The sequence below is a fragment of the Kitasatospora sp. CM 4170 genome (genome assembly GCF_032110285.1).
GTDB classification, from domain to species: Bacteria; Actinomycetota; Actinomycetes; order Streptomycetales; family Streptomycetaceae; genus Kitasatospora; species Kitasatospora aburaviensis.
In genome coordinates, this window is the sequence record NZ_CP134877.1 from 3,407,545 (window position 1) to 3,421,156 (window position 13,612).

A 13,612-nucleotide genomic window follows, 5' to 3' on the forward strand; every position below is an offset into this window, starting at 1 on the left:
GGACGGCGGCCCGAAGCCACCGGGGCCCGAGGCCACGCGGGCCCGGCCACCGGGGCCCGGCGCGCGGCTGCGTGCCGGGCCCCGGCGCGTCGGGGCCCGGCCGCGCTCGGTGTTCCGCCGTGCGCTCGGTGTTCCGGCGCGCGGCCGGCGTTCAGCCGCGCTGGAGGCCGCGGTCCAGGGCGGCGACCGCGCCGCCCCGGGCGTCGTCGCCGTCCAGCGACCAGACCATCACCCCGCCCAGGTCGTTCCACCGGGCGTAGCGGGCCTTCTGGGTGAGCACCTCGGCGGTGTCGTAGCTGTAGAAGTCGGTGCCGTCGTACTTCCAGGACGCGCCGTGGTCGCGGTCGACGTAGACCTTGCCGGGCAGCGCGTCGACCTCCTTGTAGCTGCGGTCGGCGGTGGTGCCGGTGGCCGGCTGGTACAGGCCCCCGCGGTCGCCGGCCGGAACGCCGGTCCAGCCGTGGGCGTAGAACGGCACGCCGAGCACGGTCTTGGCGGCCGGCAGGCCGTGCCGGACGTAGTACTCGACCGCCCCGTCCGCGCTGCGCCGGCGCGGCTCCGGGTCGGTGGGGTCGGCGTAGAGGTTGGCGTGGTGGTTGGCCGGGCCCTTGCCCTCCCAGGGGCCGTGCAGGTCGTAGGTCATCAGGTTGAGCCAGTCCATCGAGCGCGCCAGCTCGGGCAGCTCCAGCCGGGCGGCGACGGTCTCGTTGGCGGCGACCGCCGCGGTGAGCAGGTAGTGCGGGCCCTTGCGGCCGGAGAGCCGGTCCAGCTGGCGGCGGAACTCCTGCACCAGCAGCGTGAAGTTGCGGCCGTCCTCGGGGCGGACCACGTTGCCGGCGTCACCGCCGCCGCCCGGGTACTCCCAGTCGAGGTCGATGCCGTCGAAGACCCCCGCGGCCGCGCCGGTGCCGCCCTCCGGGGAGCCGGCGAGCACGGGCAGGTTCCCCTTGATGTACAGGTCGATGCAGGAGGAGACGAACCTGCGCCGGGACTCCTCGGTGGCGGCGGCGTCCGAGAAGTACTTGGACCAGCTCCACCCGCCCAGCGAGATCACGGTCCTGAGCTGCGGGTTCTTCGCCTTGAGCTTGCGCAGCTGGTTGAAGTGGCCCTTCAGCCGCTGGTCGGCGGAGTCGGCCCGGCCGTCCACCGACTCGGCGGCCGGGAACGCGCGCCGGTAGTCGTTGTGGGCGTCGCCCTGACCGGCCTCGTCGGTCTCGAAGCAGGTGCCGTCGGCGGAGACGTTGCCGAAGGCGTAGTTGACGACGGTGAGCTTCCCGGCCTGGCCGGACTCCTGGACCCGCTTCGCGGAGCTGTCGGCGCCCCACTGGGTGAAGTAGCCGACCCGCTGCCCCTTCAGCTTCGGGCCGTGGTGGGCCTCGGCGGCCGTCGCGGTGGCGGTGGTGGTGGCCAGCAGTGCGGCGACGGTGGCGGCGGCGAGCATGGCGGAGGCGCGTGTGGGCATACCGGACCTGTCCTCTGAGGCATCGTCAAATGGTCTGGACCAGACTGACAATGAGGTTTAGTCCATTGCGCCGGAACGCACAAGAGGCCGGACCGCGTGCGCGGTCCGGCCTCTCGGCGCTACTGCTCGGTTCAGCCGATCAGGCTGCGCAGCACGTACTGCAGGATGCCGCCGTTGCGGTAGTAGTCCGCCTCGCCGGGGGTGTCGATGCGCACGACCGCGTCGAACTCCTTGTCGCCCGCCTTGACCTTGACGGTCTTGGGGGTGCGGCCCTCGTTGAGCTCGGTCACGCCGGTGATGGAGAAGGTCTCCTCGCCGGTCAGACCGAGGGAGTCGGCGTTCTCGCCCTCCGGGAACTGCAGCGGCAGGACGCCCATGCCGATCAGGTTCGAGCGGTGGATGCGCTCGTAGGACTCGGCGATGACGGCCTTGACGCCGAGCAGCGCGGTGCCCTTGGCGGCCCAGTCGCGGGACGAGCCGGAGCCGTACTCCTTGCCGGCCAGGACGACCAGCGGGGTGCCGGCGGCCTGGTAGTTCTGCGAGGCGTCGTAGATGAACGACACCGGGCCGTCGGCCTGGGTGAAGTCGCGGGTGTAGCCGCCCTCGGTGCCCGGCGCGATCTGGTTGCGCAGGCGGATGTTGGCGAAGGTGCCGCGGATCATGACCTCGTGGTTGCCACGGCGCGAGCCGTAGGAGTTGAAGTCACGCTTCTCCACACCGTGCTCGGTGAGGTACTGCGCCGCCGGGGTGCCCGGCTTGATGTTGCCGGCCGGGGAGATGTGGTCGGTGGTGACCGAGTCGCCCAGCTTGGCCAGGACGCGGGCGTCGGCGATGTCGGTCACCGGGCTCGGGGTCTTGGCCATGCCCTCGAAGTACGGGGGCTTGCGGACGTAGGTGGACTCGGCGTCCCACTCGAAGGTGTTGCCGGTCGGGACCGGGAGCGACTGCCAGCGGTGGTCGCCGGCGAAGACGTCCTGGTAGCCCTTGTCGAACATGTCCTGGTCGATGGAGCCGGCGACGACGTCGGCGACCTCCTGCTCGGTCGGCCAGATGTCGGCGAGGAAGACGTCGTTGCCGTCGGCGTCCTGACCCAGGGCGTCCTTGGTGATGTCGACGTTCATGTTGCCGGCGAGGGCGTAGGCGACCACCAGCGGCGGGGAGGCCAGGTAGTTCATCTTGACGTCGGGGTTGATCCGGCCCTCGAAGTTGCGGTTGCCGGAGAGCACCGAGACGACGGCCAGGTCGGACTCGTTGACCGCGGCCGAGACCTCCTCGGGCAGCGGGCCCGAGTTGCCGATGCAGGTGACGCAGCCGTAGCCGACCAGGTTGAAGCCCAGCTTCTCCATGTACGGGAGCAGGCCGGCCTTCTCGTAGTAGTCCATGACGACCTTGGAGCCGGGCGCCAGGGTGGTCTTGACCCAGGGCTTGACCGCCAGGCCCTTCTCCACGGCCTTCTTCGCCAGCAGGGCGGCGCCCAGCATGACGGAGGGGTTGGAGGTGTTGGTGCAGGAGGTGATCGAGGCGATCACGACCGCGCCGTTGTCGATGGTGTACGACGAGCCGTCGGGGGCGGTGACGGCGGTCGGCTTGGAGGCCTCGGCCGAGTAGGTCGGCAGCGCCTCGGCGAACTTCGACGCGGCCTCGGCCAGGATCACGCGGTCCTGCGGGCGCTTCGGGCCGGAGATCGACGGGACGACGGTGGAGACGTCCAGCTCCAGGTACTCGGAGTAGACCGGCTCGACCGACGGGTCGTGCCAGAGGCCCTGCTCCTTGGCGTACGCCTCGACCAGGGCGAGCTGCTGCGCGTCGCGGCCGGTGAGCTCCAGGTAGTTGATGGTCTCGGCGTCGATCGGGAAGATCGCACAGGTCGAGCCGAACTCCGGCGACATGTTGCCGATGGTGGCGCGGTTGGCCAGCGGGATGGCGCCGATGCCGTCGCCGTAGAACTCGACGAACTTGCCGACCACACCGTGCTTGCGCAGCATCTCGGTGATGGTGAGCACCAGGTCGGTGGCGGTGGTGCCGGCCGGCAGCTGGCCGGTCAGCTTGAAGCCGACGACGCGCGGGATCAGCATGGAGACCGGCTGGCCGAGCATCGCGGCCTCGGCCTCGATGCCGCCGACGCCCCAGCCCAGCACGCCCAGGCCGTTGACCATGGTGGTGTGCGAGTCGGTGCCGACGCAGGTGTCCGGGTAGGCCTGGCCACCGCGGACCATGACGGTGCGGGCCAGGTGCTCGATGTTCACCTGGTGGACGATGCCGGTGCCCGGCGGGACGACCTTGAACTCGTCGAACGCGGTCTGGCCCCAGCGCAGGAACTGGTAGCGCTCCTTGTTGCGGCCGTACTCGATCTCGACGTTCTGGACGAAGGCGTCCGGGGTGCCGAACTTGTCGGCGATGACGGAGTGGTCGATGACCAGCTCGGCCGGGGCCAGCGGGTTGATCTTGGCCGGGTCGCCGCCCAGCTCCTTGACGGCCTCACGCATGGTGGCGAGGTCGACCACGCACGGCACACCGGTGAAGTCCTGCATGATCACGCGGGCCGGGGTGAACTGGATCTCCTGGCTCGGCTGGGCGTCGGCGTCCCAGTTGCCGAGGGCGCGGATGTGGTCGGCGGTGATGTTGGCGCCGTCCTCCGTGCGGAGCAGGTTCTCCAGCAGCACCTTGAGGCTGTAGGGCAGCCGCTCGGAACCCTCGACGGCGGAGAGCTTGAAGATCTCGTACGACTCGTCGCCCACCTGCAGCGAGCTGCGGGCGTCGAAGCTGTTCGCGGACACGACTGACTCCTTCTAGGTGCTTCGTGCGGTATCCGGCCGCCACGGTGGTAAGGTCAGCCTTACTTAGGCTTACCTTGCCCGCACCGCCGGTGAGCGCCTCTCGGCAAGTATCTTGATGTCGAGATATATCGTAAGGGGCAGTTATCTCGATGTCGAGATAAACCATAGTGCATGGCGCCGCCGGCACCACCTCAGGCATGCCCCTGAAACTGTCCTACCGCGTGGGGAGGGGTCGGCGCGCGTCGGGGGCGGTCCGGGGCGGGTCCGGGGCGCGCCCGCCGGTTGTCCGGGCCGCGCCCGGCGCGTGTCCGGGCCGCGCTCAGCGGGTGTCCGGGCCGCTCCCGGGGTCGGCGTCGCGCCGCTTGCGCTCCAGCCTGATCAGCCAGACGGCCCCGGCCACCACGCCCGCGGCCAGCAGCAGGACGGCCACCAGGCTGCCGTCCGAGCCGCCGGGATCGGGGGCGATGTCGGCGAGCAGGGCGGCGGTCGATGGGACGGTCGTCACGGGGACTCCTCGGTGGGTGCGGGAACGGGCGTCGGGGGTGCCTGGGATGTCAGGGATGTCGGGGCTGTCGGGGCTGTCGGGGCCGGTAGGGATGTCGGGGTCGGCAAAGGCACGGCGGCCGCCGGGGCCTCCCCCAGGCCGAGGACGAGCATCAGCAGGACCGGGAACTCCAGATAGGCGTGGTAGCTGGCCAGCGCCGCGTAGACCGTCCGGCCCTGGGCGTAGTCGGCCGCGAACAGCACCGCGAGCAGCCCGCCCACGGCCCCACCCAGCAGCCAGGCCCGCCCGCCCCGCAGCGCCGGCACCCGCCGCTCGAACGCCCCGGTCGCGTCCGGCGCGTACCGCGGCAGGAACCAGACCCAGACCACGTAGTGCATCGTCTGGAGGAAGGCGAAGACCGCCAGGAAGCGCAGACCCACGCCCGGCGTCAGCCAGGCCGGCGGGGTGTACCCGACCGCGAGCCGCGCCGTCCAGCCCGTCCCCGGCGCCAGCACGCCGTCCAGGACCCCGGACAGCAGCACCGCCGGCACCACCAGCACCCAGCCGCACTGCAGGACCAGGAACAGCGCCCGACCCCGGACCAGGCGGCGCGACCACTCCCACAGGAACAGCAGCGGCACCACGTTGTGCAGGTGCGCCAGCACCACGAAGTGGTACGCCGGGAACGCCAGCGACCCGGCCGCCGCCCCCGCCAGCACCGCGCCGCTCCCGGCCAGCAGTAGTGGGCGGCCGCGCAGCCCCGACCGGCAGGCGGCCGCGAGCAGCCCGTAGGCCAGCAGGATCTCGGCCGCCTGGGCCACCGTCCGCGGCACCAGCGAGGGCGGCACCAGTCGGCAGAGCGCGATGCCGGTCACCAGCACCAGCAGCAGCCGCAGCAGCGGACCGGCCAGCACTGCGGCGAACCGGCCGGCCACGTAGCGCAGCTCCAGCACGTTGTGCAGCACCCCGAACAGCGCCAGGCCCAGCACCGCCAGGCCCGCCGGCGCGCGCAGCGCCAGGACCAGCGCGGCGACCGCCGCCAGGACGAAGCCGACCTGCGGGGCCGCGCCGAGCCGCGCACCGCCGGGGGCGGTCGGTCCGTCGTCGCCCGGGCCGGTGGTGCCACCCGGGCCGGTGGGCCTGCCGTCGTCCGGGCCGGTGGTGCCACCCGGGCCGGTGGGCCTGCCGTCGTCCGGGCCGGTGGTGCCACCCGGGCCGGTGGGCCTGCCGTCGTCCGGGCCGGTGGTGCCACCCGGGCCGGTGGGCCTGCCGTCGTCCGGGCCGGTGGTGCCACCCGGGCCGGTGGGCCTGCCGTCGTCCGGGCCGGTGCGCGCCGTGCCGGACGGGCGCGCCGGCGGGCCCTGGTTCGGGCCGTCCGAGATCGTGATGGCCACGTTCCCCCTCCCCGTGACACGATCCCCGCCGTGCCCTATCCGTCGGCCCTCGCCCTCACCCTGCTGGTCGAGGCACCGCTGTACACCGTGGCCCTCGTCCGGGCCGGCGGGGTCCGCCCGGCCCGCGCCGCAACGGCCGCCGTCCTGGTCAACCTGGCCACGCACCCGCTGCTCTGGTGGTCCGTGAGCCGGTGCACCGGCGGGACCGCCGCAGCGTACTGGACCGCCTTCGCGGTCGGCGAGGCCACCGTCTGCGCGGCCGAGGCGGCGCTGCTGCGCCCGCTCGCCGGACTGCGCCTGCGCGGGCCGCTGCCCTGGGCCGCCGCCGGGACGGCCAACGCCGCCTCGATGCTGGCGGGTCTGCTGGCGGGCCTGCTGGGCGCAGCACGGTGGTGACCCTGCGCCCGGCTCCGCCCGGGTCACCGCCGGTGGAGCCTCCGCCGGGCCGCCCGGGTACCGTGGCCGGTGACTTGACGTGCCGGACGGGCCGGGACAGGACGGGGGCCTACTGATGATCGTGGTGGATGCGTCCGCGCTGGTGCTCGCGCTGGCCGACGAGGGCGAGCGCGGAGAGGCGGCCCGGGCCGAACTCGCCGCCGGCGGCGAGTGGGTGGCCCCCGAGCACATCGTCATCGAGGTGATGCAGTCGCTGCGCGGCCTCTACCTCGCCAAGGAGCTGACTGCCGAGCGGGTCGGCGAACTCGCCGCCCGGCTGCCGGAGTTGGCCATCCGCAAGGTCGAGGTCGGGCCACTGCTCGGCCGGATCTGGGAGCTGAAGGACAACCTCACGCCCGATGACGCCGCCTACGTCGCGGTCGCCGAGCAGTTCGGCGTGCCGCTGGTCACGGCGGACCTGCGGCTGATGCGGGCCAGCGGGCCGCGCTGCGAGATCCGGGGGATCCACCGCTCGACCGGGTGAGCCGGGTGACCAGGTGAGCCGGGCGGGGTGCCCCGGAGTGCCCGCGCCTCGCGCGAGGCCGGGGTGCCCGCCTCGGGCGGCCCGCTTGCGGGGAGCCGCCTCGGGGGAGCCGCTTGCGGGGAGCCGCTTCGGAAGGGTGTCCGTCGGGGCCGGGCGGCGTTGAGCAGGGTGTCCCGCCGCACCGCCTCCGGAAGGTCCGCCGATGTCCGCCCCGCTCGCCGCCGCCCTGCTCCCGCTCGCCCTGCTGGCCCCCACCGCGGCCGCCCCCTCGGGCCCGGCCGACCCGCCGGGCCGGGTCTCACCGGGCTCAGCGCTCTCGCCGGTCTCCGTCGTGGAGACCGACTTCGACCCGGCGACGGCCTTCGTCCCGCCGACCGCGATCAGCCACGCGCCGGACCTCGTCCCGTACGGCTCGCACGTCCGGGTGGTCGTCGACCGCTCGTTCCCCGGGCGGACGGTGCTGACCGTCACCGTGGCCGGGGTCGCCGCGGACCACGCGTTCCCGGCCCACCTGCACACCGGCTCCTGCGGAGCCGACCCGACCGCCTCCGGCCCGCACTACCAGGACGCGGTGGACCCGGTGCGGCCCTCCACCGACCCGGCCTACGCCAACGACCGCAACGAGCTGCGGCTGACGCTGCACACCGACTCCCGGGGCGGCGGCACGGCGGCCGGCGCGGTGGCCTGGCAGCCGCGGCCGGGCGAGGCCCGTTCGCTGGTCCTGCACGCCGGCACCCCGGCCGGCCCGCACGGCACGGGCGACCGGGCCGCCTGCGTGAAGCTGCAGCCGTGAGGTCCGGGAGGACCGTGTTGTCCGGGCTGACCGTGTTATCCGGGAGGACCGGGAGGCCGTGACGCCGGCGTGAGGTGGCCGGGAGGTCTGGGTCAGGCTCCGAGGGTCGCGACCAGCACGGCCTTGATGGTGTGCAGGCGGTTCTCCGCCTGGTCGAACACGACGGAGTGCGCCGACTCGAACAGCTCGTCGGTGCACTCCAGCTCGGTCATCCCGGTCGCCTCGTACATCTGCCGGCCGACCACCGTGCCGAGGTCGTGGAAGGCCGGCAGGCAGTGCAGGAACCTCACGGCCGGGTTGCCGGTGGCCCGGACGGTGTCCATCGACACCTGGTACGGCTTGAGCAGCTCGATCCGCTCCGCCCAGACCTCCTTGGGCTCGCCCATCGAGACCCAGACGTCGGTGTAGAGGAAGTCGGCGCCGGCCACGCCCGCGTCGACGTCCTCGGTGAGGGTGATCCGGGCGCCGCTGGTCGCGGCGAGCCCCTCCGCGGCCTTCAGCACCTCGTCGGCGGGCCAGAGCGCCTGGGGCGCGACGATCCGGATGTCCATGCCCAGCAGGGCGCCGGTGACCAGCAGCGAGTTGCCCATGTTGGAGCGGGCGTCGCCGAGGTAGGCGAGGGCCACCTCGGTGAGCGGCTTGGCGGTGTGCTCCCGGACGGTCAGCACGTCGGCGAGCATCTGGGTCGGGTGCCACTCGTCGGTGAGTCCGTTCCAGACCGGGACGCCGGCGTACGCGGCCAGCTCCTCGACGATCTCCTGCCCGTGGCCCCGGTACTCGATACCGTCGAACATCCGGCCCAGCACCCGCGCGGTGTCCTTGATCGACTCCTTGTGGCCGATCTGCGAGCCGGACGGGTCCAGGTAGGTGGTGGTGGCGCCCTGGTCGTGGGCGGCCACCTCGAAGGCGCAGCGCGTCCGGGTGGAGGTCTTCTCGAAGATCAGCGCGATGTTCTTGCCCCGCAGCCGGGGCTGCTCGGTGCCCGCGTACTTCGCCGCCTTGAGCTGGGCGGCGAGATCCACCAGGAAGCGGAACTCCTGGGCCGTGAAATCGAGCTCCTTGAGGAAGTGCCTGTTCCGGAGGTTGAACGCCATGCCGGGCTCCTGGGGTGACGTGGACGGACCGCGAGGCGGCAATTGTATACGATGCTCGGAATTTGTATGCAGGGCGCTGAGTCGCCGCCCACCGGACACCACCGGAACGGGACGGGCCCTGCGGTGACCACCGCAGGGCCCGTACCCGACCGGATCCGACCGAATCCCCGAGGAACCGGCCGGACAGGGCCTAGAGGCGGGGGTCGACCGGCTCCGACTCCAGGGCGAGCACGGCGAACACCGGCTCGTGCACCCGCCAGAGCGGCTCACCCGCCGCCAGCCGGTCGAGCGCCTCCAGCCCGAGCGCGTACTCACGCAGCGCCAGCGAGCGCTTGTGCCCGAGGAACCGCTGCCGCAACTGGTCCAGGTACTCGGTGTAGTCCGGGCCGTAGATGATCCGCAGGTACTCGCGGCCCCGCACCTTGACCCCGGGCTGGACCAGCCCGCCCGGACGGCCCACCCCCGCCCCGACGCGGACCAGCGACGCCAGCGGCTTGACCACCATGCCCTCGCCGCCGGCCCCGGTGAGCTCCTCCCACCAGGCCACACCCGCGGCGACCGACGCCTCGTCGGCGGTGTCCACCACCAGCCGGCCGGTCCGGTGCAGCACCGGGGCCTGCGGCTCGGCCGCCCGGTCGGCGTCGACCAGCCGGTCGATCCAGCCCAGGTGCTCGTCGTGCGGGCGCACCGCCAGGTTCGCCCCCTCGGCCGCCAGCACCTGGAACGGCGCCAGCCGGATCCCGGCGAGCCCCTCGGTCGGCCAGCAGTAGCGCCGGTACGCCTCGGTGAACGCCTGTGCGTCCGCCGCGCGCTGCCGCTGGCGTGCCGTCAGCTCGCCCAGGTCGAGCCCGCGCCCGGCCGCCCGGTCCAGCGCCGCGATCACCTGCGGCAGCGCCGCACCCGCGGCCGCACCGACCGCCGCGTACTGGCGGCGCAGCAGGTCCGTGGCCTTGAGCGACCACGGCATCAGCTCCGCGTCCAGCAGCAGCCAGCCGGTGGCCAGCTCGTCGAACAGGCCGGAGCGCTCGGCCGCGGCCCGCACCCGCTCCAGGACGGCGGCCGTGAGGCTGTCGTCGCCGAGGAACGCACGGCCGGTCCGGGTCCAGATCGCGCCCGGCCCGGCCAGGCCGAACCGCTTGTCCAGCGCCCCGGCGTCCCGGGCGACCAGGACCACCGCGCGGGAGCCCATGTGCTTCTCCTCGCAGACCACCTCCCGCACGCCGTCCTCGCGGTAGGCGGCGAAGGCCTCCTCGGGGTGTTCGAGGTAGCCCGGGCGGCGGGAGGTCGCGCTCGGCGCCATGGTCGGCGGCAGGTAGGCGAGCAGCCGCGGGTCGATCGCGAACCGGCTCATCACCTCCAGCGCCGCCGCGGCGTTCTCCTCCCGCACGGCGATCCGGCCGTGCAGGGCGGTCTCCACCACCCGACGGCCCGCCACGTCGGCGAGGTCCAGCGGCCGGCCCTCGCGTGCGCCCGGCGCGTCCGCCTTCAGCGGCCGGACCGGCGCGTACCACTCCTGCTCGGCCTCCACCGACACCAGCTCCCGCTCCGGGTAGCGCAGCGCGGTGAGGCTGCCGCCGAAGACGCAGCCGGTGTCCAGGCAGATGGTGTTGTTGAGGAAGCTCGCCACCGGCACCGGCGTGTGCCCGTAGACCACCATCGCCTTGCCCCGGTACTCCTCCGCCCACGGGTAGCGCACCGGCAGGCCGTACTCGTCGGTCTCGCCGGTGGTGTCCCCGTACAGCGCGTGCGAACGGACCCGGCCGGAGGCCCGCCCGTGGTACTTCTCCGGCAGACCGGCGTGGCAGACCACCAGCGCGCCGCCGTCCAGCAGGTAGTGGCTGACCAGGCCGCGCATGAACGCCCGCACCTCGGCGCGGAACTCCTCCGACTCCCCCGCCAGCTGGTCCAGCGACTCCTGCAGACCGTGCGAGACGGTGACCTTCTTGCCGTCCATCGACCGGCCGAGCTTGTTCTCGTGGTTGCCCGGCACGCAGAGCGCGTGCCCGGCGGCGACCATGCCCATCACCAGGCGCAGCACGCCCGGCGTGTCCGGGCCGCGGTCGACCAGGTCGCCGACGAAGACGGCCGTCCGGCCCGCGGGGTGCGCGGCGTCCACCGCGCGGCCCGCGTCGTCCCGGGTGAGCACGTAGCCGAGCCGGGTGAGCAGGGTCTCCAGCTCGGAGCGGCAGCCGTGGATGTCGCCGACGATGTCGAACGGGCCGGTGAGGTGGCGCAGGTCGTTGAAGCGCTTCTCCGGCACGACCTCGGCGGCCGCGACCTCGGCCTCGCCGCGCAGGATGTGCACCTTGCGGAAGCCCTCGCGCTCCAGGCCGCGCAGCGAACGGCGCAGCTCGCGGTTCTGGCGCGGGATCACGTGCGCGGGCAGCTGGCGGTCCGGACGGGTGCGGTTGCGCTCGGCGCAGACGCCCGGCGGGACGTCCAACACGATCGCGATCGGCAGCACGTCGTGCTCGCGGGCGATCCGGACCAGCTGCTTGCGGGCCTCCGGCTGGACGTTGGTGGCGTCCACGACGGTGAGCCGGCCGGCGGCGAGGCGCTTGCCGACGATGTAGTGCAGCACGTCGAAGGCCTCGGCGGAGGCGGACTGGTCGTTCTCGTCGTCGGCCACCAGGCCCCGGCAGAAGTCGGAGGAGACCACCTGGGTGGGCAGGAAGTGGCGGCGGGCGAAGGTGGACTTGCCGGCGCCGCTGGTGCCGATGAGGACGACGAGGGAGACGTCGGTCACCGGGAGGCGGCGGGGCCGGGCGGGGGCCGCGTCGGCTGTCGCTCCGGCGGGCGGCGCGTCGGTGGACGGCGCACCGGTCGGGGTCACGTCGGTGGGTGCGTCGTCGTCCGGGGCGTCGGTGGCGTCCGGGGGCAGTGCGTCGTCGGTCATCGGGTCTCGCCCCCTTCGGGCGTCGTGGTGGCGTCGGTGCGGGTGGTGGGGCGGTTGGCGGGGTGAGTGGCGGGGTGGGTGGGCGTGGGGACGGTGAGCGCCCGGACGTCGGCGGGCGCGGGCGCGGGCGCGGGCGCCGGTTCCGGCTCGGCGTCCGGTGGGGTGCCGATCCGGAACAGGGCGAGCTGGGTCGGCGCGCCCACCTCGGCGTCCTCCGGCCCGACCGGCCGGACCACCGCGGTGTAGCCGTACGTCGCCGCCACCCGCTCGGCCCAGGCCCGGAACTGCGCGCGGTCCCACTCGAACCGGTGGTCGGCGTGCCGGACGTGCCCGGCCGGCAGGCTCTCCCAGCGGACGTTGTACTCGGCGTTCGGCGTGGTCACGACCACCGCCGACGGCCGGGCCGCCCCGAACACGGCGTACTCCAGCGCCGGCAGCCTGGGCAGGTCCAGGTGCTCGATCACCTCGCAGAGCACCGCCGCGTCGAAACCCTTCAGCCGCGCGTCCGTGTACGTCAGCGCGCCCTGGACCAGCCGCACCCGGGCGGCCTGGCGCTCCGACATCCGCTCCAGCCGCAGCTTGCGCGCGGCCGCGGACAGCGCCCGCGCGGACACGTCCACCCCGAGCACCTCGGTGAACCGGACGTCCTTGAGGAGCGCGCCGATCAGTTCACCCTGCCCGCAGCCGAGGTCGGCCACCCGTGCCGCGCCGACCTCGCCCAGGGCGGCCAGGATCGCCGCCCGGCGCTGATCGGCCAGCGAGGCCTTCCGCTCGGCGGCCGGCTCCGGCTGCTCCGGTCGGCCGTCGCCCGCGGCGGCACCGCCGACCGTACCCTCGGCGGCAGCGTCCACGGCCTCGTCGGCGGAGTCGTCCACGGAGTCGTCGACCGCGTTGTCGATCTCCTCGACCTCGCGGTCGTCGGCCTCCGCCAGCCGGGCCAGCTCCAGGCGCTCCATCGCCCGCCGGGTGAGCGCCCAGCGCCGGGACAGGTAGCGGCGCGCGATCAGCGCCTGCTCGGGGTGGTCGGCGAGCCAGCCCGCACCCGCGGCGAGCAGCTTGTCGACCTCGTCCGGGGCGACCCAGTAGTGCTTGGCGCCGTCGAGCACCGGCAGCAGCACGTACAGCTGCTGGAGCGCGTCCGCGAGCCGGACCTCCGTGCCGGCCAGCTCCAGCCGGACGTAGCGCGACTCGCCCCACTCGGGGAACGCCTCGTCCAGCGGGATGGCCGACGCCTCGACCTGCCAGCCCAGCGGCTCGAACAGCCGGGCCGCCATCGCCGGGCCGCCGCTCTCGCCTGCACCGTTGGCGGGCACCGCGGGCAGCGAGATCCGCAGCGGACGCGGAAGCTCGGCGAGCCCCGGGCGCGCCTCGCAGACGCCCTTCATGGCCGTGCGGAACACCGTCCGCAGCGCCACCGCGAGCAGCGAGGACGCGGCATAGGGGCGGTCGTTGACGTACTGGGCGAGGGCGAAGTCCGGCGAGCCGCCTCGGCCCTTGCCCCGGCCCTTGCGGACCAGCGCGATCGGGTCGATGTCGAGCAGCAGCGCGGCCGTGCAGAGCTCGTCGCCCGCTTCGGGGTAGAAGACGTGGGCCTCGCCGTGCGACGTCGAGAACCGCTGGACCTTGCCCGGGTGCTTGTGCAGCAGGAAGCCGAGGTCGGAGGCCGGGCTCTCGGCGGTGCCGGTGGTGGAGATCGACATGAACACCTGCCCGAGTATCGCCGAGCGGCAGCCCGGTGAGCACCAGGTTTTGTCCCGCGCCGGAGCCGCCGCGTCACCCGCGGGAGCCCCTGT

Annotated in this window: 10 protein-coding genes; 3 read left to right on the plus strand and 7 right to left on the minus strand. The window is 73.8% G+C overall.

What is annotated here, in order from left to right:
* Positions 1–151: 151 nt before the first annotated feature.
* The 4 genes from RMN57_RS14205 to RMN57_RS14220 all read right to left on the minus strand — a co-directional run bounded on the left by RMN57_RS14205 (position 152) and on the right by RMN57_RS14220 (position 6,117).
* The gene (locus tag RMN57_RS14205) at positions 152–1,462 is read right to left on the minus strand and encodes a glycoside hydrolase family 18 protein (protein ID WP_313763772.1); all 1,311 of its coding nucleotides are present in this window, start codon (positions 1,460–1,462) and stop codon (positions 152–154) included.
* A gap of 131 nt (positions 1,463–1,593) precedes the next feature.
* Complete coding sequence (gene acnA, locus RMN57_RS14210) at positions 1,594–4,239, minus strand: aconitate hydratase AcnA (RefSeq protein ID WP_313763773.1); 2,646 nt, start codon at positions 4,237–4,239, stop codon at positions 1,594–1,596.
* 319 nt (positions 4,240–4,558) lie between these two features.
* Positions 4,559–4,744 carry a hypothetical protein gene (locus tag RMN57_RS14215; RefSeq protein WP_313763774.1) on the minus strand — a complete coding sequence of 62 codons (186 nt, stop codon included), beginning with the start codon at positions 4,742–4,744 and terminating at the stop codon, positions 4,559–4,561.
* Complete coding sequence (locus RMN57_RS14220) at positions 4,741–6,117, minus strand: hypothetical protein (RefSeq protein WP_313763775.1); 1,377 nt, start codon at positions 6,115–6,117, stop codon at positions 4,741–4,743. Before RMN57_RS14220 ends, RMN57_RS14215 begins: the two co-directional genes overlap by 4 nt.
* A gap of 30 nt (positions 6,118–6,147) precedes the next feature.
* Between RMN57_RS14220 and RMN57_RS14225 the strand changes: the two genes are divergently transcribed.
* The 3 genes from RMN57_RS14225 (at position 6,148) to RMN57_RS14235 (ending at position 7,829) form a co-directional block, all read left to right on the plus strand.
* Positions 6,148–6,513: a hypothetical protein gene (locus tag RMN57_RS14225; RefSeq protein ID WP_313763776.1), complete on the plus strand. Its 366-nt coding sequence runs from the start codon at positions 6,148–6,150 to the stop codon at positions 6,511–6,513.
* Positions 6,514–6,628: 115 nt separating this feature from the next.
* Positions 6,629–7,036, plus strand: coding sequence for a type II toxin-antitoxin system VapC family toxin (locus tag RMN57_RS14230; RefSeq protein ID WP_313763777.1), 408 nt, complete (start codon positions 6,629–6,631; stop codon positions 7,034–7,036).
* Positions 7,037–7,238: 202 nt separating this feature from the next.
* Entirely contained in the window at positions 7,239–7,829 is a 591-nt protein-coding gene (locus RMN57_RS14235; RefSeq protein WP_313763778.1) for a superoxide dismutase family protein, read from the plus strand.
* Between the two features lie 92 nt (positions 7,830–7,921).
* Here the strand turns inward: RMN57_RS14235 and argF are convergent, their stop codons facing one another.
* The 3 genes from argF to RMN57_RS14250 all read right to left on the minus strand — a co-directional run bounded on the left by argF (position 7,922) and on the right by RMN57_RS14250 (position 13,525).
* Positions 7,922–8,923 carry an ornithine carbamoyltransferase gene (gene argF, locus RMN57_RS14240; protein WP_313763779.1) on the minus strand — a complete coding sequence of 334 codons (1,002 nt, stop codon included), beginning with the start codon at positions 8,921–8,923 and terminating at the stop codon, positions 7,922–7,924.
* 190 nt (positions 8,924–9,113) lie between these two features.
* Positions 9,114–11,819, minus strand: coding sequence for a polynucleotide kinase-phosphatase (locus RMN57_RS14245; RefSeq protein ID WP_313763780.1), 2,706 nt, complete (start codon positions 11,817–11,819; stop codon positions 9,114–9,116).
* A complete protein-coding gene (locus RMN57_RS14250; protein ID WP_313763781.1) occupies positions 11,816–13,525 on the minus strand; it encodes a 3' terminal RNA ribose 2'-O-methyltransferase Hen1 in 1,710 nt (569 codons plus the stop codon). Before RMN57_RS14250 ends, RMN57_RS14245 begins: the two co-directional genes overlap by 4 nt.
* Between the last annotated feature and the right edge of the window lie 87 nt (positions 13,526–13,612).

What these genes read in the sequence shown, in the direction of transcription:
- RMN57_RS14205 (WP_313763772.1), bottom strand. Translation starts at nt 1,462, where the DNA reads ATGCCCACACGCGCCTCCGCCATGCTCGCCGCCGCCACCGTCGCCGCA.
- RMN57_RS14230 (WP_313763777.1), top strand. Translation starts at nt 6,629, where the DNA reads ATGATCGTGGTGGATGCGTCCGCGCTGGTGCTCGCGCTGGCCGACGAG.
- RMN57_RS14235 (WP_313763778.1), top strand. Translation starts at nt 7,239, where the DNA reads ATGTCCGCCCCGCTCGCCGCCGCCCTGCTCCCGCTCGCCCTGCTGGCC.
- argF (WP_313763779.1), bottom strand. Translation starts at nt 8,923, where the DNA reads ATGGCGTTCAACCTCCGGAACAGGCACTTCCTCAAGGAGCTCGATTTC.
- RMN57_RS14245 (WP_313763780.1), bottom strand. Translation starts at nt 11,819, where the DNA reads ATGACCGACGACGCACTGCCCCCGGACGCCACCGACGCCCCGGACGAC.